Source organism: Elusimicrobiota bacterium, from assembly GCA_041660925.1.
Classification (GTDB): domain Bacteria; phylum Elusimicrobiota; class Elusimicrobia; order UBA1565; family UBA1565; genus JBAZUV01.
Genome location: JBAZVI010000002.1, coordinates 117,083 through 137,922, shown reverse-complemented (window position 1 = coordinate 137,922; position 20,840 = coordinate 117,083). Strand labels below are relative to the sequence as shown.

At 69.8% G+C, this 20,840-nt stretch carries 22 protein-coding genes; 17 read left to right on the top strand and 5 right to left on the bottom strand.

The window, feature by feature from the left end; genetic code table 11:
• The first annotated feature begins 7 nt into the window (after positions 1–7).
• From WC969_03240 to WC969_03160, 17 genes are all read left to right on the top strand, one after another.
• Positions 8–559, top strand: a complete 552-nt coding sequence (locus WC969_03240; protein ID MFA6028852.1) for an NADH-quinone oxidoreductase subunit B family protein — start codon at positions 8–10, stop codon at positions 557–559.
• Positions 556–1,125: an NADH-quinone oxidoreductase subunit C gene (locus WC969_03235; protein ID MFA6028851.1), complete on the top strand. Its 570-nt coding sequence runs from the start codon at positions 556–558 to the stop codon at positions 1,123–1,125. The genes WC969_03240 and WC969_03235 overlap by 4 nt, the downstream gene beginning before the upstream one ends.
• Positions 1,122–2,249 (top strand): NADH-quinone oxidoreductase subunit D, encoded by a 1,128-nt coding sequence (locus WC969_03230; protein MFA6028850.1) that lies wholly within the window; start codon positions 1,122–1,124, stop codon positions 2,247–2,249. The genes WC969_03235 and WC969_03230 overlap by 4 nt, the downstream gene beginning before the upstream one ends.
• The gene (nuoH, locus tag WC969_03225) at positions 2,246–3,526 is read left to right on the top strand and encodes an NADH-quinone oxidoreductase subunit NuoH (GenBank protein ID MFA6028849.1); all 1,281 of its coding nucleotides are present in this window, start codon (positions 2,246–2,248) and stop codon (positions 3,524–3,526) included. Before WC969_03230 ends, nuoH begins: the two co-directional genes overlap by 4 nt.
• Position 3,527: 1 nt before the next feature.
• The gene (locus WC969_03220; protein MFA6028848.1) at positions 3,528–4,043 is read left to right on the top strand and encodes an NADH-quinone oxidoreductase subunit I; all 516 of its coding nucleotides are present in this window, start codon (positions 3,528–3,530) and stop codon (positions 4,041–4,043) included.
• Positions 4,040–4,537, top strand: coding sequence for an NADH-quinone oxidoreductase subunit J (locus WC969_03215; protein ID MFA6028847.1), 498 nt, complete (start codon positions 4,040–4,042; stop codon positions 4,535–4,537). Before WC969_03220 ends, WC969_03215 begins: the two co-directional genes overlap by 4 nt.
• Positions 4,534–4,839, top strand: a complete 306-nt coding sequence (gene nuoK / locus WC969_03210) for an NADH-quinone oxidoreductase subunit NuoK (GenBank protein ID MFA6028846.1) — start codon at positions 4,534–4,536, stop codon at positions 4,837–4,839. Before WC969_03215 ends, nuoK begins: the two co-directional genes overlap by 4 nt.
• Positions 4,836–6,809, top strand: a complete 1,974-nt coding sequence (nuoL, locus tag WC969_03205) for an NADH-quinone oxidoreductase subunit L (protein MFA6028845.1) — start codon at positions 4,836–4,838, stop codon at positions 6,807–6,809. Before nuoK ends, nuoL begins: the two co-directional genes overlap by 4 nt.
• Before the next feature lie 8 nt (positions 6,810–6,817).
• Entirely contained in the window at positions 6,818–8,311 is a 1,494-nt protein-coding gene (locus WC969_03200; GenBank protein MFA6028844.1) for an NADH-quinone oxidoreductase subunit M, read from the top strand.
• Positions 8,312–9,736: an NADH-quinone oxidoreductase subunit N gene (locus WC969_03195; protein MFA6028843.1), complete on the top strand. Its 1,425-nt coding sequence runs from the start codon at positions 8,312–8,314 to the stop codon at positions 9,734–9,736.
• Positions 9,737–9,748: 12 nt separating this feature from the next.
• The gene (locus tag WC969_03190; protein ID MFA6028842.1) at positions 9,749–11,137 is read left to right on the top strand and encodes a hypothetical protein; all 1,389 of its coding nucleotides are present in this window, start codon (positions 9,749–9,751) and stop codon (positions 11,135–11,137) included.
• A gap of 141 nt (positions 11,138–11,278) precedes the next feature.
• The gene (locus WC969_03185; protein MFA6028841.1) at positions 11,279–11,773 is read left to right on the top strand and encodes a hypothetical protein; all 495 of its coding nucleotides are present in this window, start codon (positions 11,279–11,281) and stop codon (positions 11,771–11,773) included.
• Positions 11,770–12,351 (top strand): hypothetical protein, encoded by a 582-nt coding sequence (locus WC969_03180; GenBank protein MFA6028840.1) that lies wholly within the window; start codon positions 11,770–11,772, stop codon positions 12,349–12,351. The genes WC969_03185 and WC969_03180 overlap by 4 nt, the downstream gene beginning before the upstream one ends.
• Positions 12,348–13,082 carry a hypothetical protein gene (locus tag WC969_03175; protein MFA6028839.1) on the top strand — a complete coding sequence of 245 codons (735 nt, stop codon included), beginning with the start codon at positions 12,348–12,350 and terminating at the stop codon, positions 13,080–13,082. Before WC969_03180 ends, WC969_03175 begins: the two co-directional genes overlap by 4 nt.
• Complete coding sequence (locus WC969_03170) at positions 13,057–13,782, top strand: hypothetical protein (GenBank protein MFA6028838.1); 726 nt, start codon at positions 13,057–13,059, stop codon at positions 13,780–13,782. The genes WC969_03175 and WC969_03170 overlap by 26 nt, the downstream gene beginning before the upstream one ends.
• Complete coding sequence (locus tag WC969_03165) at positions 13,779–14,510, top strand: hypothetical protein (GenBank protein MFA6028837.1); 732 nt, start codon at positions 13,779–13,781, stop codon at positions 14,508–14,510. The genes WC969_03170 and WC969_03165 overlap by 4 nt, the downstream gene beginning before the upstream one ends.
• A 99-nt stretch (positions 14,511–14,609) precedes the next feature.
• A complete protein-coding gene (locus tag WC969_03160) occupies positions 14,610–15,056 on the top strand; it encodes a 23S rRNA (pseudouridine(1915)-N(3))-methyltransferase RlmH (protein ID MFA6028836.1) in 447 nt (148 codons plus the stop codon).
• Positions 15,057–15,487: 431 nt separating this feature from the next.
• Here the strand turns inward: WC969_03160 and WC969_03155 are convergent, their stop codons facing one another.
• From WC969_03155 to infB, 5 genes are read right to left on the bottom strand one after another with little or no spacing between them, the layout of a single operon-like run.
• The gene (locus WC969_03155) at positions 15,488–16,123 is read right to left on the bottom strand and encodes a hemolysin III family protein (GenBank protein MFA6028835.1); all 636 of its coding nucleotides are present in this window, start codon (positions 16,121–16,123) and stop codon (positions 15,488–15,490) included.
• Entirely contained in the window at positions 16,120–17,016 is an 897-nt protein-coding gene (ribF, locus tag WC969_03150; GenBank protein MFA6028834.1) for a riboflavin biosynthesis protein RibF, read from the bottom strand. Before ribF ends, WC969_03155 begins: the two co-directional genes overlap by 4 nt.
• Complete coding sequence (gene truB, locus WC969_03145; protein MFA6028833.1) at positions 17,013–17,747, bottom strand: tRNA pseudouridine(55) synthase TruB; 735 nt, start codon at positions 17,745–17,747, stop codon at positions 17,013–17,015. Before truB ends, ribF begins: the two co-directional genes overlap by 4 nt.
• Before the next feature lie 47 nt (positions 17,748–17,794).
• The gene (gene rbfA / locus WC969_03140) at positions 17,795–18,229 is read right to left on the bottom strand and encodes a 30S ribosome-binding factor RbfA (GenBank protein MFA6028832.1); all 435 of its coding nucleotides are present in this window, start codon (positions 18,227–18,229) and stop codon (positions 17,795–17,797) included.
• A 4-nt stretch (positions 18,230–18,233) separates the two neighbouring features.
• Positions 18,234–20,840 (bottom strand): translation initiation factor IF-2, encoded by a 2,607-nt coding sequence (infB, locus tag WC969_03135; protein ID MFA6028831.1) that lies wholly within the window; start codon positions 20,838–20,840, stop codon positions 18,234–18,236.

The window sequence follows — 20,840 nt, the reverse complement described above, 5'->3', positions numbered from 1 at the left end:
GAGAGACATGGGCGTGGTCCTCGAGAAGTTCCCGGCGGTCTGCGGAGTCCTCCCCGGAGGCAGCGGCATCCTGACCACGGCCGACGCGGTGATCAACTGGTCCCGCAAGTCCTCGATCTGGCCGGTGACCTTCGGGCTCGCCTGTTGCGCCATCGAGATGATGGCCGCCTACGCCACCCGCTTCGATTTCGACCGTCTCGGCGTCATGCCGCGGCCGAGCCCGCGCCAGGCCGACCTCATGATCGTCGCCGGGACCGTCTCCAAGAAGATGGCCGACCCGATCATCCAGGTCTACCGACAGATGCCCGAGCCCCGCTTCGTCATCTCCATGGGCTCCTGCGCGAACTGCGGCGGACCCTACCACGATTCCTACGCCGTCGTGAAGGGCGTCGACAAGATCCTCCCCGTCGACGTCTACATCGCCGGCTGCCCGCCGCGTCCCGAAGCGCTCTACTACGCGGTGCTCAAGCTCCAGGAGAAGATCGAGCGCATGAAGCTGCAGCGCACGGCCGGCGCGTCCGTCCAGCAGGAGCGCGGCAGCAGGGACATCGGCGCATGACCCGCGAAGAGATCCAGGCCAAGGTCGCCGCCCGCTTCCCCAAGACCGACCGGGACTCCGCGGAGGTGAAGGACTACCTCACCCTCCGCCTCCCCGACGCCGCCTCGCTGCCCGCCGTCGTCGACTATTTCAAGGACGAGCTCGGCTTCTCCTACCTCGACATGGCCACCGCCGTCGACTGGAAGGGACCGGTCGACCCCGCCGGCTTCATCCGCGAGCCGAACCCGAACCCCTTCGTGCCGCAGGCGCCCGCGGCCCCGGCGGCGGCAAAACCGCTGCCCGGCACCCCCTATCGCGACGCCTTCTGCCTCGTCTACGCGCTCAGCCACCTCGAGGCGCGCGTGAAGGTCTTCCTCAAGCTCGACGTCCCCCGCTCCGACGCGCGGGTCCCGAGCCTGACGCGCCGCTACCGCTCCGCCGAGTGGCAGGAACGCGAGGTCTTCGACCTCTTCGGCGTGCAGTTCGAGGGACATCCCGACCTGCGCAAGATCCTCACCGCCTCGTTCCTGCAGGGTCATCCCCTGCGCAAGGACTACGCGCACGTCCCGGACCGCTTCGACAAATGACCTCTCCCGCGCCGACCCATTCCGAGCTCAAGACCGACCAGCTCTTCGTCAACCTCGGCCCCCAGCACCCGAGCACCCATGGGGTGCTCCGCGTCGGCCTCACCCTGGAGGGGGAGGTCATCGTGCGGGCCGAGCCCGAGGTGGGCTACCTCCACCGCGGGACCGAGAAGCTCTGCGAGACCCGCACCTACCCGCAGTGCATCGTCCTCAGCGACCGCTGGGACTACTGCTCGGCGATGACGAACAACCTCGCGGTCTGTCTGGCCTCCGAGCGCCTCCTCGGGGTCCGCGCGCCCGAGCGCGCCGACGCCCTGCGCGTGGTCATGTGCGAGCTCCAGCGCATCGCGAGCCACCTCATCATGTTCGGGACCTACGGCATCGACATCGGCGCCTTCACCCCCTTCCTCCACGCCTTCCGCGAGCGGGAGATGGTCCTGGACCTCTTCGAGGCGGCCTCCGGCGCGCGCCTCACCTACAACTACATCCGCATCGGCGGCGTCATGAAGGACGTCGGACCGGACTGGGTCGAGAGGACCCGGACCTTCCTGGAGTACTTCAAGCCCCGCCTCGACGAGTACGACGCCCTGCTCTCCTACAACCCCATCTTCGTCGACCGCACACGCGGCGTCGGCGTCATCCCCGCCGCCCAGGCCGTCGACTGGGGCCTCTCCGGCCCGAACCTTCGCGCCTCCGGAGTGGCCTACGACGTCCGCCGCTTCGAGCCGCACTGCGGCTACGAGAAGTACCCCTTCGAGGTCGTGACCGGGAGCAACGGAGACTGCTGGGACCGCTACCACTGCCGCGTGCGCGAGATGCGCGAGTCGGCCCGCATCGTCGCCGCGGCCCTCGACACCCTGCCCGCAGGCGAGACGATGGCCAAGGGCGTGCCGAAGATCCTGCGCCCGGCGGCCGGCGAGGCCTACGCCCACGTCGAGGGCGCCCGCGGAGACCTCGGGATCTACATGGTCTCCGACGGGAGCACGACGCCCTACCGCGTCCACGTCCGCGCCCCGTCCTTCATCAACCTCGCCATCATCCAGGACCTCTTCGTGGGCCAGCGCGTCGCCGACGTCATCGCGATGCTCGGCTCCTTCGACATCGTCCTCGGGGAGGTCGACCGGTGAGCGACAAGCCCGCCGAGAGCGCCCCGAAGCCCCCGGTCCCGCTCCCCGAGCCCGTCTTCGCCGAGGGCCGCTGGACGCTCCTGCGCGACCGCTCCTGGCCCACCGACCTCTGGCCCGAGCCCTGGTCCCTGCCGCGCTACCGCAACGGAGCGATGATGCTCGCCGGCCTGTGCGCCGCGGCCCTCGCCTTCGTCCTCATCGTCGGGGAGCTCTCTCCCTGGGCCGACCTCGCGTACGGGAAGCTGATGCTCTGGATGGCGACCTACGGCCTCCCGCCGCTCGCCGTGCTCTCCTTCTGGGGCCTGCTGAAGCTGTGCACCCTCATCGGCGTCTTCATCGCCGCCCCCGTCGTCATCGTCTGGTGGGAGCGCAAGATCTCGGCCCACATCCAGTCCCGCTTCGGCCCGATGACGACCGGCGGCTTCCACGGCTGGCTTCAGACGGCCGCCGACGGCCTCAAGCTCCTCCTCAAGGAGAACATCACCCCGCGCAGCGCCGACCCGCTCGTGCACCTGCTCGCCCCGGCCGTCGCCCTTGTGCCGGCCCTCGTCTCCTACGCGCCGGTCTCCTTCGGCAAGGAGCTCTGCGCCGCCGACATCGACATCGGCACCCTCTACATCTTCGCGATGGCCGGCATCTCGATCGTCGGCATCATGATGGCCGGCTGGAGCTCCGGCAACAAGTTCTCGCTGCTCGGCGGCCTGCGTTCGGCGGCCCAGCTCGTGAGCTACGAGCTGCCCCGCACCTTCTCCATCGTCCCGGTCCTCATGTTCGCCGGCTCGCTGAACCTGACCCAGATCGCCGCCGCGCAGGGCGACTACTGGCTGGGCTTCTTCCCGCGCTGGTACGTCTTCTACCCCGTCGTCGGCCAGATCGCCTTCGTCACCTTCTTCATCGCGTCCATCGCCGAGACCAACCGCACGCCCTTCGACATCCCCGAGGCGGAGTCGGAGCTCGTCAGCGGCTTCCACACCGAGTACTCCGGCATCAAGTTCTCGCTCTTCTTCATGGCCGAGTACGGCTACATGCTCCTCTCCTGCTTCCTCATGGTGAGCTTCTTCTTCGGCGGGGGGGCCGCGCCGCTGCCCTTCCTGCGCGTCATCCCCAGCTGGGCCTGGTTCCTCGGCAAGAGCATCGTCCTGATCTTCTGCTTCCTCTGGTTCCGCTGGACCTTCCCGCGCATGCGCGTCGACCGCCTCATGGACTTCAACTGGAAGTTCCTGCTCCCCTGGACCTTCGCCAACATCGCCTTCGCGGGGCTCTACCTCCTCTTCTGACATGATCGACTACTTCCTCGAGATCTGGACGGCGGCGCTGAACATCGCGAAGGGCCTGCAGGTGACCTGGCGCTACCTCTGGAAGCCCGCGGTCACGGTCCAGTACCCCTTCGAGAAGCTCGCGCCCTACGCGGGCTTCCGCGGCACGCTGCTCTTCGACGCCGCCACCTGCATCGCCTGCGCGCTCTGCGCGAAGGCCTGTCCCTCCGAATGCATCACCCTCGAGAGCCGGAAGAACGAGCAGGGCAAGCGCGTCGCGAAAGTCGACTGGTACGCCGTCGACTTCGGCAAGTGCAACTTCTGCCGCCTCTGCGAGGAGGCCTGCCCGACGAAGCCGAAGTCCGTCTGGCACTCCCTCGACTACGAGGTCGCCTTCCACGGCCGCGAGGACATGACGCGCTGCTGGCAGGAGGGGACCCCGTTCGTCGGCTCCGTCTACGACCGCAAGACGAAGAAGTTCAAGAAGCCCAAGTCTCATCTGCAGGTCCAGTCGACCCCCGCGAGGCGCAGCGCATGAGCACCATCGTGTTCTTCACCCTCTCCGCCGTCGTGCTCCTCTCGGCGCTCGGAGTCGTCCTCCTGCGCAACACCCTGCACTCGGCCCTGCTCCTCGGGCTCTGCCTCGCCGGCGTCGGCGGCCTCTACGCGACGCTCGGCGCGGACTTCCTCTTCGGCAGCCAGCTCCTCGTCTACGTGGGCGGCATCGCCGTCCTCATGCTCTTCGTCGTGATGCTCGCCGGCCGCGCCTCCGAGCTGCGCCTGCGCCAGGTCAACGACCAGTGGCTCGCCGCGCTGCTCATCTGTGGAGTGACCTTCTGGGGCATGCAGCGCTACATCGACGCCTTCGCCGTCGTGCGCGCGACGACGCCCGCGCAGGCCACGACCGCGCCGATCGGACGCCTGATGCTCGACCGCCTCGCCCTCCCTTTCGAGCTGATCTCGATCATCCTCGTCGCCGCCCTGGTGGGCGCCGTCGTCTTCTCAAGACCGAAGGCCGGGAGGGGTTCATGACCCTCGCGCATTACCTCGCCGTCAGCGCCGTCCTCTTCCTCACCGGGCTCTTCGGCGCCCTCACGCGCCGCAACGTCATCGGCATCCTCATGGGCATCGAGCTCATGTTCAACGCCGCGAACCTCAACCTCGCGGCCTTCAACCGCTTCCTGCACCCGGGCGGCGTCACGGGCTCCGCCGTCGCCGTCTTCATCATCGCCGTCGCTGCCGCCGAAATCGTCGTCGGGCTCGCGCTCGTCCTGGCGATCTACCGCGACCGCGGCACCATCTACACCGAGGACATCGGACTCCTGAAGGGATGACACAGCCCCTGCTCGCGAACGTCCACTGGATCGCCCTGGCCCCGCTGCTGGCCGCGGCCGCGATCCTCTTCGGCAGCCGAGAGAACACCGACAAGAGCGCGCTCCCCTACCTCGGCGTCGCCGTCATGGGCGGCTGCCTCCTGCACGCGCTCGCCATCGTCCACGGCTTCGTCTTCCGCGGCTTCGAGACCTACTACCAGACGATCCCCTGGTTCCGCTTCGGCGACTTCGAGATGACCCTCGGGGTCCTCATCGACGGCTCCGCCGCCTTCATGCTCGTCGTCGTCACCCTCGTCAGCTTCCTCGTTCAGGTCTACTCGCTCGGCTACATGCACGGCGACCCGCGCTTCAAGCGCTACTACGCCTACCTCTCCCTCTTCACCGCGAGCATGCTCGGCCTCGTCATCTCCTCGAACCTCTTCGTCTTCTTCGCCTGCTGGGAGCTCGTCGGCGTCTCCTCCTACCTTCTCATCGGCTTCTGGTTCGAGAAGGACGGCCCGGCCAACGCCTCCAAGAAGGCCTTCATCACCACGAAGCTCGGCGACCTCGGCTTCTACCTCGGACTCCTCCTGCTCTTCGCCCACACCGGGACGCTCGACCTGACGATGCTCGCCGAGCGCGCGCGCATGGGCGCGGACTTCCTGCCGACCTGGGTCGCGGGGGCGGCCGGCATCCTCTTCCTCTTCGGCGCGGCCGGCAAGTCCGCGCAGGTCCCGCTCTTCATCTGGCTCCCCGACGCGATGGAGGGCCCCACGCCGGTCTCCGCGCTCATCCACGCGGCCACCATGGTCGCCGCCGGCGTCTACCTCGTCGCGCGCACCTACTTCCTCTACGCCGCTTCGCCCTTCGCCATGGACTGCGTCGCCTGGACGGGGCTGGCGACCGCGATGATGGCCGCGACGATGGCGCTGGTCGCCTACGACATCAAGCGCGTCCTCGCCTTCTCGACGGTGAGCCAGCTGGGCTTCATGATGCTCGCCCTCGGCGTCGGCGGCTACACGGCGGGGCTCTTCCACCTGACGACGCACGCCTTCTTCAAGGCCCTCCTCTTCCTCGGCGCCGGGTCCGTCATCCACGCGATGCACACCAACGACATGCGGGAGATGGGCGCCCTCTCCAAGCAGATGCCGACGACCTTCATCACGATGACGGTCGGCACGCTGGCGATCGCGGGCTTCCCGTTCCTCTCCGGCTGGTACTCGAAGGAGGCCATCCTCCACGCCGTCTGGGGCCGCAGCCCCCTGATGTGGGGTCTCGCGCTGGGCACCGCCGCGATGACCTCCTTCTACATGTTCCGCCTCGTCTTCCTCACCTTCCTCGGCGGCTCGCGCGACGCGAAGCGCTGGGAGCATGCGCACGAGTCCCCGGCCGTCATGACCGTCCCCCTGTGGGTCCTCGCCGCGCTCTCCATCGGCGCCGGCTGGGTCCTCGAGCGCCACGAGCTCTTCGCCTCCCTCGTCCGCTTCGGCGCCGAAGGGGCCGCGGAGGGGGGAGCGCACGCCCTCCACGCCGCGCCCGCCTGGCTGCCCTGGGCCGCGGTCGGCGCCTTCGCCGGCGGCCTGGCGCTCTCCTGGCGGCTCTACGGCAGCGAGGACCTCTCGCTGGCCGCGGCGCTCAAGGAGCGCCTCCTGCCCCTCTTCCGCATACTCGAGGACCGCTACGGCTTCGACCGCTTCTTCCTGGCCCTCGTCGCCGTCTCCGATCGGATCGCCGAAGCCTGCTATTGGTTCGACAGCCACATCATCGACGCCATCTTCGTCGACGGCTGGGCGGTGCTGACCACGGCGTTCGCGGAGCTCCAGGGCTTCTTCGACGATTTCTTCGTGGACGGCGCCGTCGACGGCCTCGGCTCCGTGACCGGGGACGCGGGGCGAGGACTCAGCCGCCTCGTCCGCGGACAAGTGCAGGAGTACCTGCTTTACGTCGCGCTGGCCGTCAGCCTGTTCGCGACCTTCCTGATGACGAGGTAGAAACGACCATGGGCATCCTCTCGCTGATCACATTCCTCCCGCTGCTGGGAGCCCTCATCATCCTCTTCCTGCCGAAGGAGAAGACGACGGCCATCCGCGCCGTCGGCGTGGGCGCGACCGTTCTGGCGTTCCTCGTCTCCATCTGGGCCCTCGTCCTCTTCGACCCCTCGCAGCCCGCCGCCGGCGGGGTCATGCGCTTCGTCGAGGACCTGTCCTGGATCCCCAGCTTCAACATCCGCTACCACCTCGGCGTCGACGGGCTCTCCTTCCCGATCATCGTCCTGACGACCCTCCTCTCGCTGCTGGCCGCGGTCTACTCCCTGAACATCGAGATCCGGGTCAAGGAGTTCTTCTTCTGGTACCTCCTCCTCGAGACCGGCATGCTCGGCGTCTTCTGCGCGCTCGACCTGTTCCTCTTCTACATGTTCTGGGAGGTCACGCTGGTCCCGATGTACTTCCTCATCGGCGTGTGGGGGGGACCGAAGAAGGAGTACGCGGCCATCAAGTTCTTCCTCTTCACCCTCTTCGGGAGCGTCTTCATGCTCCTAGGCATCCTCGCCCTCTACTTCGCCTCGACGCCGCACTCCTTCGACATCCTCGAGCTCGCGAAATGTCAGGCCTCCTTCACCCGCGAGTTCCAGATCATCGTCTTCCTCGCCTTCTACCTCGGCTTCGCGGTGAAGGTCCCGGCCTTCCCGTTCCACACCTGGCTGCCGCTGGCCCACGTGGAGGCGCCCACGGGCGTCAGCGTCATCCTGGCCGGCATCCTCCTCAAGATGGGCGTCTACGGGATCCTGCGCGTCTGCTACACCGTCCTCCCGGCCGGCTTCGAGTGGTTCCTGCCCTTCCTCGTCATCATCGCCTTCATCAACATCGTCTACGGGGCGCTCTGCGCGATGGCGCAGACGGACATGAAGCGCATGGTCGCGTATTCCTCGATCAACCACATGGGCTACGCGCTGCTCGGCATGGCCGCCGTCTCCCCGACGGGCTTCAACGGCGCCGCCCTGCAGATGGTCACCCACGGCCTCATCACGGGCGCGCTGTTCCTCCTCGTCGGCGTCATCTACGACCGCGCCCACACCCGCGACATCAACGCGTTCGGCGGGCTCGGGGCGAGGCTCCCCGTCTACACCGGGCTCATGGCGCTGACCTGCTTCGCCTCCCTCGGCCTCCCCGGCCTCGCGGGCTTCATCTCCGAGTTCCTCTGCTTCCTGGGCGCCTTCCCGGCCTGGAAGCTCTACACCTCGCTCTCGGTGATCGGCATCCTGGTCACGGCCGCCTTCTTCCTGCGCATGCTCCAGAAGGTCTTCCTCGGCCCGCTCAACGAGAAGTGGGCGGACCTCCCGGACATGAACGCGCGGGAGCTCATCGCCGTCGTTCCGCTGGCCGTCCTGACGCTGCTCCTCGGCGTCTGGCCGCGCCTCATCCTCGACCTGATGGACCCGACGCTCTCGGCGCTGGCGCGGCTCTTCCCCGACATGTTCCAGGCGGTGCGGTAAGTGGACGGACTCCGCCTCCTGACGCCCGAGTTCCTCCTCAGCGGCCTCGCGGGCCTGCTCCTGCTGGCCGACCTCTGGATCCCGCCCCGCCACGCGCGGGTGCTCTTCCACTTCGCGATCCTCTCGGCGGCCGCCGCGCTGGGCTCGCTCGGCCTGGCCTACTCGACCCCCTCCGTCTATCAGGGGATCGGCTCGCTGTGGGTCGTCGACCCCCTGGCGCTCTTCTTCAAGGTCCTCATCCTCGCGACGGCCGTCTTCGTCCTCTTCCTGACGGTCGACGCGCGCCGCGGCGACGACGAGCACCAGGGCAGCTACGCCGCCCTCGTCCTCCTCGCCGCCGTCGGGATGATGCTCCTCGTCTCCGCCGTCGACCTCCTCCTCGTCTTCCTCTCCCTCGAGCTCATCTCCATCTGCTCGTTCATCCTCGTCGGCTTCGAGCGCGGCGACCTGAAGTCCACCGAAGGCGCGCTCAAATACTTCCTCTTCGGGGCTTTCTCCTCGGCCGTGATGGTCTTCGGCCTCTCGCTCTTCTACGGCGCCACCGGCACGACGCATCTGCTGCAGCCGGTGCCGCAATACGGCTACGCGGCCTCCATCATGTTCGTGCTCTCCTGCCTCATGCTCCTGGTGGGCTTCGGCTTCAAGGTCTCGATGGCGCCCTTCCACTTCTGGGTCCCCGACGCCTACGAGGGCGCGCCGACCCCGATCACGACCTACCTCTCCATCGCCCCGAAGGTGGCCGGCTTCGCGATGCTCCTGCGCGTCTTCACGAAGCTCATCCCGCACCCGGCCCTCGAGCTGACCTCGCTGTTCACTTTCCTCGCGATCCTGACGATGACGGTCGGGAACCTCACGGCCCTCTTCCAGACCAACATCAAGCGCCTGCTCGCCTACTCCTCGGTCGCCCAGGCCGGCTACATGCTCATCGGCTTCGTGACCTGCGACGCCGCCGGACGCGAGGGCGTCCTGCTGTACTCGCTGGCCTACCTGCTCATGAACGTCGGGGCCTTCTCCGTCGCCGTCGCGGTCGGCAACGACGACGGCTACGGCCTCGAGGCCTACGACGGGCTCTCGCGCCGGTCCTTCGGCCTCGCGCTCGCCATGTTCTTCTTCCTGCTCTCGCTCGCGGGCATCCCGCCCATGGCCGGCTTCATCGGGAAGTTCTACCTCTTCGCCGCCGCGATCAAAGGCGGCTGGTACACGCTCGCGATCATCGCGGTACTCAACAGCGTCGTCTCCGTCTATTACTACATGCGCGTCGCCTACCACATGTTCTTCCGCCCCGCGCGCACGGAGCGTCCGACGACGACCGGCCTCTACCTCTACTCCGGGATGGCGGTCGCCCTCATCGGGACCTTCCTCATCGGCCTCTACCCGGAGCCCTTCCTCGCCCTCGTGCGCGCCTCGGCGGGCATGCTCCCTTAGCGGGATCCCGCTTTGCGAGATCCCGCTCGGCCCAGCCCTCCTCGACCCTCGAATACTCCCGCCGCGGCCGCCCTCGCGCTCCTTCTTCTCGCGCAGGCGGGCGCGGCACACGCGGGCCTGTCGTTCGTACAGGTCCTGCAGGCGCAGACCGACCTCGGCGAGGACGGCGTCTTCGGGAAGAGCTGGGTCGAGCTCTCCGGACGCCGCATGCGCATCGTCTCGGGCTACGCGCGCCGCGTGCAGAAGGACGGGAGCACCGAGGACCCGCAGCGCCTCGTCCAGATCATCGACCTCGTCAAGAAGGAGCGTCTCCTCCTGTGGCCCGAGACCCGCTCCTACGCCCGCGCGCCGCTCGCCGAGGTCGCCTACGCGGACGGGCTCGAACGCCGCCTGGAGTCGGGGACGCGGGACCGGCGCCTCGAGCTGCTGAATCTCGGCTTCGACAAGCGCCCCGGCCTGCGCACGTTCCTCGGAGCCGACTGCAGCCACTACCGCCTGCGCGCCGAGCTCTCCCTGCGCACGGCCGAGGGGAGCACGGTCCCCGCCCGCATGGACCTCGACGCCTGGGTCGCCCCGGTCAGCGGACACCTCTCCAGGAACCTGCTCGACCTCATCGCCTTCGAGAACGAATACCGCGCGGCCGCCGGCGGCTCGCTGACGCCGCTCGACCACGAGCGCTTCCAGGTCCGCGAGGCGGCCGCCTACCTCGGCGTCTCGGCGCCCGAGCTCCGCGCGATCGTCGAACGCATCCGCGAGCGCCTGCGCGAGCTCCCGAGCTATCCCGTCGCCGTGTCGGTGGCCTGGTGGAGGGGGGACCTCCCGCCCGTCCCCGGCTCCGCCCCGACGGCCCCGGAAGGTTCCGCCGCGACGACGCGCGCGGGAGACCTTCGCGCGCTCAAGCCGCTGCCGGCCGCGCCGAAGCCGGAACCCCGCCGGCTGACCGCCTCCAAGGCCGGTCGCCCCGCGCGCCGCACGGTCCCCTGGCGCCGGAAGGGCCCGCTGTTCTCCCGCTCGCGTCCGGCCTTCAAGAGCATCGACTGGCACCGCTCCGAGCGGCGCATCAACGAGATGTATGAGAAGGAGCGCTCGAAGTACGGGGACTTCCCCTTCGGCGGGCTCGACGAGCCGCGGGTCTCCTCGCCCCCGCGGCGCCGCACCCAGGTGGTCTACCCGGTCTTCCGCGAGGATTACCTGAAGACTCTCGAATCCCTCCTGGAGGCGATGACCCAGGAGGCGCCGCCGGAGCCGCCCGCTCAGGAGCCCTCCGACGCCGCGGAGGGGACCCCGTTCTACCAGATTTACGCGGAGCTCCACGGCCTCGAGAAATCCTCGGACGTCCCCGAACGCGACCTGGTCCTCCCGGCCGACTACGTCGAGCGTCCCTCGGCGGGCGCGCAGTAAGCGCGCCCACGAATCGGCGCTCGCCCGCCCCTCTCCCGATGTGATGGGAGAGGGGTCCCTTTTTAGGCCCCCCTCTCCCGCCATGCGGGAGAGGGGGTTTTGGGGGTGAGGGGCGGCGCCATTCAGTAGTATAATGCCGCCATGCCTCCCGAGACCGATAACCTGAAGCTCGAAGAGCTCTTCCTCGAGGACCAGAAGGACCGCGAGAAGGTGTACGAGACTCCCGAGGACGTGCAGAAGCTCAAGGAGCGCGACGACGCGCGCCGAAAACGCGTCTACGTCATGATCGACCTCGGGGAGGTGCGCACGATGCGCGACCTCTACCGCGCATCGGTCCTCCTCCAGCACGGACACGAGGCCGTCGATTTCCTCACCGCTCACCGCCTGGCGACCCTCTCCGCCGTCCTCGGGCACAAGACCGCGCGCTGGCTCCTCGCCGCCTCCCTCGACCGCTACCTCATGGCGGTCGGACAGGCGCAGGTCTACGGGACGCAGTTCGAATACAACGGCGGGGAGAAGCGCTACCAGATCAAGCTCCCCATCGCAGACTCCATCTTCCTCGACTTCGAGAAGGAGATGCTCGGGGTCCCCACGGTCGCCGACCGCCTCAAGCAGCTCAACTCCCAGATATCGTGAGACTTCCCGTCGTCGCCGCGGCCGCGCTGCTGTCCCTGCTGGCGGCGGCGCCGCGGCCGACGCTCGCGGCGGAGAGCGCGAAGGACCCCGCCGCGGCCCTGTTCGCCGAGAGGGCCGACCGCTGGCGAGACGCCTACGACCGGCGCGTGCGCGACCGGGTCGTCCTCCTCAAGGAGCTCGCGAAGACCCCGAAGGCGGCGGAGGCCGTACAGCTCCGGTTCAAGGAGGCCGCGGACTTCCACCGCTCCCAGCTCGCGCTGCTCAACGGCCTGACCGGCAACCAGGAACAGGCGGTCAAGGACAAGGTCATCACGAAGGCCGTCTTCGAGAACCACTACGCCCGCCTCACCCGGGTCCTCGACGAACGACTCCTCCACCTGTGGGGCAACGTGCTGCCGACGCGCTGGAACCTCGAGCTCGCCGAGCTCCCCAAGGACCGGCGGCCGAGCGGCTACCCTTTCGAGGTCTACCCCTCGGAGAAGGAGTACCAGCGCTATCGGAGCAAGGACTTCACCCCGGTCTACGACCGCGCGACGAAGACCATGAGCGTCGTGAAGCCCGAGGAGGCCTTCAAGTGAATCCCGCGCTGCTGGCGTTCCTCCTCGCCGCTGCGGCCCTCGCCGCGCCCGCCGGGGAGCTCCGAACGGTCTACCGCCGGGCCTACGAGGACACCCGTCCCGCGGTCCTCGATGTGCACCTTCTGCTGACCTCGGCCCAGGCCCGGCTGACCCGCCTCGGCTGGGACCTCGCTCCGCTCGGGGAGGAGAACCGGGAGCGGGCCGGCGCCGCCCTCGAGCGCTTCAACGGGAAGGCCGCAGCCTACCGGCCTCTCGCCGAGGCCGCCGACCTCCAGAACGCCCCTTCGGCCGCCGCCGAGGCCTCCCTGAAGGCCTCGGGAGCCCTTCCGAAGCCCGCGGTGCCGGATACGGCCGCCGCCCAGGCCGATGAGATCCTCGCCCTGCGCGCGCGCTACGACGCCGCGGAGAGCCGCGCCGCCGGACGCCGCGCCGCCGAAGCCCTCGCCCTCATCGAGGCGCGCCTGGGCAAGAGCGAGCCGACGGCCGCTCAGCTCTCCGAGCTTGCCGCCGGCCGCGCCCTCGCTTCCGAGCTCGAGAGCTCCGCACGGGGTCTCCTTCCGGGCGCCCCCCGCAAGGGGGAAGCGCCGACGGCCGCGTCCGCGCGCGAACGCGCGCGCCGCGGAGTCGAGGGCCTGCGCGAGGACGCGAAGGCCCTGCGCGCCGAGCTCGCGCGTCTCGAGATCCACCACCGCCTCAACGCCCTCTATGCCCGCCACCCGGACGCTTTTTAGCGTCGCCTTCCTCCTGCTGTTCGCGGGAGGGGCGCACGCGCGCGGCAAGGACGCCGACGACGCGGCCCTCTCCCACGGGGAAGAGCTCTCCTCCGAGCTCCGCAAGGCCGAGAAGGACAGCCTGCAGGCCGCCCTCGACCGCTCCGTGAAGGACGCGGACTCGGCCCTCCTCGACGCCCGCGTCCTCCTGGAGGACGCCCGACTCGAGCTCCGCGCCGCGGCCCGCACTTGCGCGGACGCGGACCTACGCGAGGAGGTCTCCACGGGGGCCGGGGTACTCGCCGCCAAGGTCGAGGCCTTCCGCCTGAAGGCCGCGTCGGCCGCCTTCCGTTGGGAAGCCCTCGACGCGGAGGCCCTCGCGCTGCGCCGGGGCGCCTACCGTCCCAAGGACCGCGTCCGCGACCTGGAGAAGACGGCCGCGGCGCTCGCGAAGCTCTCGGTCGGGCGCCGGCCGAGGGCGGCCTCCGCCGCCGAGGCCGAGGCCCTCGACGCCCTGCGGGCCTGCGCCGCCGAGCTGCGCGCGGCCCTCGAGCCGCTGAAGGCCGCCGCGGCGGCCGCCCCGCGCTCACCCCTGCTCGAGCGCGCCGAGCGCGTCGAGGAGGACGCCGACGGCGTCTCCCGCGAAGCCGATATCCTTTCCGCCGCCCGCGCGCTCATGCGCATCGACGAAGATTCGTTCGAAGACAAGGAGGAGCGATGAAGAAGGCCCTGCTCGCCGCCGTGCTGCTGCTCCCGTGCGCCGCCCTCGCGGCCGACTGGTCCCCCACGCTGCCCGAGGGGACGCGCCTGACCCTGGAGAAGCCCGTGGACGGACGTCCGGCCGAGGCCCGCTTCCCCGCGCTGGAGCTGCTCAACCGCTTCCGCCGCACGGGGCTCGTCGTCGAGCTCGGCGGCCGGCGCTATCATGCCTCCCTGCAGCTCAACCGCACCGAGACCTGGCACCTCGTCCTCCTCCCTGAGAACGGCAACGTGCACGACCCCGCCGCCGTGCTCCCCGCCCGAGCCTTCGCCGAGAACCGCGCGGAGAAGGTCGACGGCCGCCTCTACGCCCTCGCCCTGCGCGGCGAGCCCGGCGACGAGACCCTCGTGCTCAAGCCCAAGGGCTGCACCACAGAGACGACGATCGTCTTCTCCGAACTCGAGAAAGCCGTCTACGACGCCGCGTCGCCCGTCGACGCTCTCGGCCCCGGCTGGAAGGTCCTCTTCCAGAGCGAGGTCTGGGAGGCCGCCGACGCGCGCAGCTTCGTCTTCCTCGAGAAGGAAGGGACCTTCGTCCTCTTCCACGTCGTCCCCGCCGCGGGCGTGGACTGGACGCGCGAAGTCGTCCGCGAGGCCGGCCGCCGCAAGGTCGGTCTGAGCTTCGACGACCAGAACCGGGTCGTCATCCGCCCGGTCGGGGACCCGGCTTCCCCGTCTGCGAACGATTAGGCGGGAATCCGGGTCATCGTTTCGCATGACGCCCAGCGTCGTGCCGCTCAAGAACACGCAGCAGACCCCCGGCGCTTCCGGCGTCTGCGGAAGCGCCGATTGAGGATCCGCTTCCGCCTCGCCTGGCTGAAGGCCGGCGCCGCCCCGCGCAGGGGCTTCGCCGCGCCCGAGGCCTTCGCCCTCTTCGACGGCTACCTCGGCCGCGTCGGCCGCTATGCCGAGGCGGCCGCGGAGGGGGGAGCGCCCGCCGCGCGCGAGTCCGGCGTCGCGCTCTGGGCGGCCGACCGGGCGGCCAAGCCGCTCTCCTCCGAGGCCCTCGCCGCCGAGCTCGGCAAGCTGGCGGCCTCCGGCGCCCGCGGCCTCGACATCCTCATCGGAGGTCCCGACGGCCACCCGCCGGGCGCCCTGGACGCCCTGCGTCCCGAACTGCGCTGGGGCTTCGGTCCCCTCACGCTTCCCCACGAGCTCGCCGCCGTCGTCGCCGCCGAACAGCTCTACCGCGCCTGGACCATCCTCCGGCGCGAGCCGTACCATTTGTCCCACTAAGGATCACGCTGATTACCGTTCCCTATCTCCCCTTCCCGCGAGTTCGCACTATCAGATTCCTCATCGCGTGCGATCCCGGCACTATCAGAGCTGGGGTGCCGGCGAAGGGGCAGGGGAAGGGGGAACTGGAACCTTTCCCGCCCCCCGCGCGTATTCCATTTATCATGGCGTCAGGCACCACAACTTATGGAACTTATTGTCCCCAAGCGCCGGAAATCGCCATTCGGCGCATCCGGTCTGCTTCCGCGGAATAAGTTGCAAAAGTTCACGTCTGACCCCATTAGGATCACACTAATTACAGTTCCTTAACTCCCCCTCCTGCGGGAGGGGGCAGGGGGAGGGGGAACTTCCCTGCGATCCCGGCACTATCAGAGCTGGGGTGCCGGCGAAGGGGCAGGGGAAGGGGGAATCGCCGTCGGGAGAGGAAACGACTAGAGAACGTACAGCAGGATCGCGACGAACTGGCTGATGCTCCCGCCGAGGACGAAGAGGTGCCAGACGAAGTGGGCGTATTCGTACTTCTCGTCGAGGGCGAAGAACGCCACGCCGACGGTATAGGACACGCCTCCCGCGGCCAGCCACGCGACCCCCGCGGGCGGCAGGGCGCGCAGCAGCGGCCCGAGCGCGACGAGGACCAGCCAGCCCATCCCCAGGTAGAGCACGAGCGGGGGGATCTTCCGCCACCGCGCCGGCAGCAGGTTCTGGACGATCCCGACGACCGCGAAGCCCCACACCAGCCCGAAGAGCGTCCAGCCCCACTCTCCCCGCATGCGCACCAGGGTGAAGGGGGTGTAGGTGCCGGCGATGAGCAGGTAGATGGCGCTGTGATCGAGCTTCTGGAGCGCCGCCCGAAGGCCGTCGGGACTGCTGCGGTGGTAGACCGTCGAGGCGAGGTAGAGCGTGATGAGCGAGGCCCCGTAGACCGAGACGCTGACGATCTTCCAGGGGTCCCCCTGGCGGGCGGCGCTGGCGACGAGGAGGGCCGTACCGAGGAAAGCGAGGATCGTGCCGGCCAGGGAGGTCAGGAAGTGCAGGAACTCCGCGCGTTCGCTGTAGGGCTTCTTCATGCTCCGAGGATGCGCCGGGCGTCGGTGCAGTCGCGGCGGATGCGGCGCACGAGCGCGCCGAGGGAGGGGAAGCGGCGCTCGCCGCGCAGGTGCGCGATGAAGCGCAGCTCGAGCTCCCGCCCGTAGATGTCGGCCTTGAAGCCGGGGATGTGCGTCTCCACCGAGACGCGGCCCTCGCCCCCGAGCGTCGGCTTGGTCCCGATGTTGCAGACCGCGGGGTGCCAGCGCCCCTTCCCGCCGACCCGCGCGCGCACCGCGTAGACCCCCCGGGGAAGCAGGCGCCGGGGGTCCGCGTCCATGTTCGCGGTCGGGATGCCGATGCGCGTGCCCAGCCCCAGTCCGCGCACGACCGCTCCGGAGAGCGCGTAGGGCCGCCCGAGCAGCTTGGCGGCCTCCGCCACCTTTCCGTGCACCAGGAGCGTCCGGATGTGGGACGAGGAAACCTTCTCCCCGTGCCGCGTCAGGAGCGGGGGGGTCGAGAAGTGCAGGCCGCGGCGCCGGCAAGCGGCGCGCAGCCAGTCGGCGTCGCCTCTGCGATGGCGCCCGAACGCGAAATCCGGCCCCACGAGGATGCCGCCCGCCGAGCATTCTCCGACGAGGAACTCGTTGAAGAAGCGCGTGTGCGGGGTGCGGGCGAGCCCGCCTCCGAAGCGGAGGACGCGCACGACGTCCACGCCCGCCGCGCGCATCAGTCGGACGCGCTCCTCCGGGGTGGTGAGCAGCTGCACCGGCACGCCCGGATTGAGCACGGAGCGCGGCGGCACGTCGAAGACCACGGCGGTGGTGGACATCCCGAGCGCGCGCGCCTTGCGCAGCAGGTGATCGAGGACGCGGCGGTGCCCGCGGTGGACGCCGTCGAAGGTCCCGATGGTGACGAGATGCTTGACGCTCACGATGCCCTTCCATGAGGAGCAAGGTCGAGTCCGGAGGGGATCGGAAGGAGCAACGCCGAGATCGCATCCGCCCCGAGTCCTTTGAGCTCGGCGACGGGGCGGGCATCCTCGACGCGCCAGGAGCCGATCGACTCGCGCCGCAAGGCGCTCAGCACGGCGCCGCAGCCCAGGCGGCGCCCCACGGACTCGGCGACCGCGCGCACGTAAGTCCCGCTCGAGCAGGCGAGCCGGAAGGAGGCCTCGGGGGACGCCCAGGAGAGCAGGTCGAAGGCGTGGATGTCCGTCGTACGCGTCTTCACCGGGACCGCCTCGCCCTTGCGGGCGTAATCGTAGAGCTTGCGCCCCTCGTGCTTGACCGCGGAGTAGGCCGGGACCGGGAGCTCGAGGGCGCCCAGATGCGCGGCGAAGGCCTCGCGCAGGGCCTCGGGAGAGAGCGGGGGGAGCGGAGACTCGCGCACGATGCGGCCCTCCAGGTCGCCGGTGTCCGTCTCGACGCCCAGACGCAGGCTCCCCGCGTAGACCTTGTCGAGACCGAGGAGGGCGGCGGAGGAGCGCGTCGCGCGCCCGAGCAGCAGCAGGAGCAGTCCCGTGGCCTTGGGGTCGAGGGTGCCGGCGTGCCCGACCTTGTGCCCGCGCGGCAGTCGCGTGCGCAGGACGGCGACGACGTCGTGGGAGGTCCAGCCGACCGGTTTGTCCGCTAAGAGGAGCCCGTCTAAAGAACCCTTCCTCAACTCCCCTTCCGGCGGCAAGGGGTTGGGGGAGGGCGCGCCCACGGCCATCAACGCCGCCGTCTTCGGGTCCGCGGCCGAGGCAGCGGAGGGCGCGAGGCGAGCGGCCCGAGGTCGCCGTGCTCCGGGGGAGGGGCGGCGCCCTCGTCGGACTGGATCTTCGCGAGGAGGTGCTCGATGCGGTCCGCCTTCTCGGCGGTCCCGTCGAAGACGAAGACGAGGTGCGGCACGCGCCGCAGGGAGAGCTTCTTGAGCAGCAGCCCGCGCACGAAGTCGGCCGCGCGCTCCAGGGCCTTCGCCGTGGACTCGCGGTCCTTCTCGACTCCGAGCACGGAGTAGAAGACCTTGCCGTTCTTCATGTCGGCGCTGAGCTCCACGCCGGTGACGGTCACGAGGCCCGAGATGCCCGGATCCTTGAGCTCGGCCAGGATCTTGGAGACTTCCTGCTGGAAGAGCTCCTTGAGGCGCTCGCTGCGGGCGTACATGCCCTTAGGACGCGGCCTCGAGCCGGCGGATGCGCTTCTCCTGCACCGTCGCCTCCAGCCGGTCGCCCGGCTCGTAGGCCGTGAAGCCCTCGAGGCCGACGCCGCACTCGAGACCCTTCTCGACTTCCTTGGCGTCGTCCTTGAAGCGCTTGAGGGTGACGATCTTGCCCTGGCCCACGGAGGCCGCGCCGCGGTAGACCTTCACCGTGGCGTTGCGCACGAGCTTGCCCTCGCTGACCTGGCAGCCGGCGACCTTGGAGCCGCGCACGCTGAAGACCTGGCGGATGTCGGCCCGGCCGACGACGACCTCGACGATCTCGGGCTCGAGCAGGCCCTCGAGGGCGGCCTTCACGTCCGCGGTCAGGTCGTAGATGATCTCGTAGCGCCGGACCTCGACGCCGCCCTTCTCGGCGAGCTCCGCGGCGCGGGGCTCCTTGTCCACGTGGAAGAGGAGCACGACGGCGTTGGAGGCCTCGGCGAGCACGATGTCGGACTCGTTGGCGTTGCCGATGCCGGAGAGGATGACCTGGACGCTGATCTCCGGGGTCGAGAGCTTCTCGACCTGGTCCTTGAGCGCCTCGAGGGAGCCCTGCACGTCGGCCTTCAGGATGATGGGCAGGTGCTTGACCTTGCTCGAGCGCAGGCTCAGCAGGGAGAGGTGGTGCTTGTGGGCGAGCGCTTCCTCGCGCTGGACGCGGTTGCGCTTGGAGGCGATCTCCTTGGCCATGGAGTCGTCCTTGACCACGTTGAACGCGTCGCCGGCCTGCGGGATGCCGCCCGAGATGCCGAGGATCTCGACGGGGGTCGAGGGGCCCGCGGTCTTCAGACGCTCCCCTCGGTCGTTGATGAGGGCCTTGATCTTGCCCGAGCAGAGGCCCATGACGAAGGGGTCTCCGACGCTGACGGACCCGTTCTGGATGAGGACCGTGGCCACCGAGCCGCGCTTGGCGTCCATGCGGGCCTCGACGACCGTGCCCACGCCGTCGCGGGCCGGGTTCGCCTTGAGCTCGAGGAGCTCGGCCTGCAGGAGCAGCATCTCGAGGAGCTTCTCGAGGTTCATGCGCTTCTTGGCCGAGATGTCGACGTAGATGGTCTTGCCGCCCCACTCCTCGGGGAGCAGGTTGTGCGCGGCGAGCTCCTGGCGGATCTTCTGGGGGTTGGCCGTGGGCAGGTCGATCTTATTGACCGCCACGACGATGGGGACGCCGGCCGCCTTGGCGTGGTCGATGGCCTCGATGGTCTGCGGCATGACGCCGTCGGCGGCGGAGACCACGAGCACGACGATGTCGGTGACCTTGGAGCCGCGCGCGCGCATGGCGGTGAAGGCCTCGTGGCCCGGGGTGTCGAGGAAGACGATCTCGCCCTTGGTCACGGCGACCTTGTAGGCGCCGATGTGCTGCGTGATGCCGCCGGACTCGCCGGCGACGACGTTCGAGGAGCGGATGGCGTCGAGGAGGCTGGTCTTGCCGTGGTCGACGTGGCCCATGATGGTGACCACGGGCGAGCGCGGCCGGAGGTCCTCGGGCTTGTCGTCGCTCTTCGCGGAGGCGGCGCTGATCTCCGCCTCCATGTGCAGAGGCTTCACTTCGAGCTCCCAGCCGAAGTCGGAGGCGATGAGGATCGCGGTCTCCGAGTCGAGGCGCTGGTTGATGGTGACGAACTGCCCCTGGTTGATGAGCCGCTTGATGAGGTCGTTGACCTTCACGTTCATCTTCTCGGCGAGCTCGCGCACGGTGACGAGGGTGTTGACGCTCAGCGGCTTGAGCGCCGGCTTCTCCGGAGCGGGGGCCGGCTTCGCGGCCGGAGCGCCGGGACGCGCGGGCTGGGCCGGCTTCGCGGCGGGAGCGGCGGGCCTGCCCTGGACGGGGGCCGGGCCGGGTCTCGCCGGGGCCGGGGCCGCGGGCCTCGCGGGGGCCATGGCGGGCTTCGCCGGCGCCGGGACCGCGGGCTTCGCGGGGGCCGCGGGAGCGGCCGGGCCGGCGGCGGGCTTCGCGGGGGCCGCGGGGGCGGCCGGAGCGGCGGCCGCGGCGGGCTTGGCCGGCGCCGGCACGACGGGCCGGGGCGCGGCGGGAGCGTCCATCTTATAGGTCGCGGTGGGCTCGTGATGCGGCGCCTTGACGACGGGAGCCGCGGGCTGCACGGGGGCGGCCGGGGCGGGCGCCGGAGCGGCCGGAGCCGCCGCGGAGGCGGCGGGAGCGGCGGCCGCGGGCTTCTTCTCCTCGACCTTGGGCTCCTCGACGACGGGCTTGGGCGGCGGCACGCGGGCGGGCAGGGCCTCGCCGGGCTTCAGGCGCGCGATCATCGGCGCGCCCGTCGAGACGGGCCGGCGCTGCTGCATGCGCATGCGGGCGAAAGGGTCGACGAGCTGCGTGGTGGGGGGAGCGATGGAGTTCTCTTCCTTCTCCTTGCGGACGTCGGCGGTCGCGCGCAGGGGCTCGTGCGGCCCGTCCTTGCGCTTGAGGCCGGGCTTCGCCTTCGCGGGAGCCTTCTTCTCGACGGCCTTCTTCACCGCCGGCTTCTTCTCCGTCTTGACCACGGCGGCCTTGGAGGCGGGCTTCTTCGCGGCGTCCTTCTCCGCCTTGTCCGCGCTCTCCTTCTTGTCCTTCGCCAT

Coding starts and splice junctions, on each gene's coding strand:
- WC969_03240 (MFA6028852.1), top strand. CDS start 8: ATGGGCGTGGTCCTCGAGAAGTTCCCGGCGGTCTGCGGAGTCCTCCCC.
- WC969_03235 (MFA6028851.1), top strand. CDS start 556: ATGACCCGCGAAGAGATCCAGGCCAAGGTCGCCGCCCGCTTCCCCAAG.
- WC969_03230 (MFA6028850.1), top strand. CDS start 1,122: ATGACCTCTCCCGCGCCGACCCATTCCGAGCTCAAGACCGACCAGCTC.
- WC969_03220 (MFA6028848.1), top strand. CDS start 3,528: ATGATCGACTACTTCCTCGAGATCTGGACGGCGGCGCTGAACATCGCG.
- WC969_03215 (MFA6028847.1), top strand. CDS start 4,040: ATGAGCACCATCGTGTTCTTCACCCTCTCCGCCGTCGTGCTCCTCTCG.
- nuoK (MFA6028846.1), top strand. CDS start 4,534: ATGACCCTCGCGCATTACCTCGCCGTCAGCGCCGTCCTCTTCCTCACC.
- nuoL (MFA6028845.1), top strand. CDS start 4,836: ATGACACAGCCCCTGCTCGCGAACGTCCACTGGATCGCCCTGGCCCCG.
- WC969_03200 (MFA6028844.1), top strand. CDS start 6,818: ATGGGCATCCTCTCGCTGATCACATTCCTCCCGCTGCTGGGAGCCCTC.
- WC969_03185 (MFA6028841.1), top strand. CDS start 11,279: ATGCCTCCCGAGACCGATAACCTGAAGCTCGAAGAGCTCTTCCTCGAG.
- WC969_03170 (MFA6028838.1), top strand. CDS start 13,057: ATGCCCGCCACCCGGACGCTTTTTAGCGTCGCCTTCCTCCTGCTGTTC.
- WC969_03165 (MFA6028837.1), top strand. CDS start 13,779: ATGAAGAAGGCCCTGCTCGCCGCCGTGCTGCTGCTCCCGTGCGCCGCC.
- WC969_03155 (MFA6028835.1), bottom strand. CDS start 16,123: ATGAAGAAGCCCTACAGCGAACGCGCGGAGTTCCTGCACTTCCTGACC.
- rbfA (MFA6028832.1), bottom strand. CDS start 18,229: ATGTACGCCCGCAGCGAGCGCCTCAAGGAGCTCTTCCAGCAGGAAGTC.
- infB (MFA6028831.1), bottom strand. CDS start 20,840: ATGGCGAAGGACAAGAAGGAGAGCGCGGACAAGGCGGAGAAGGACGCC.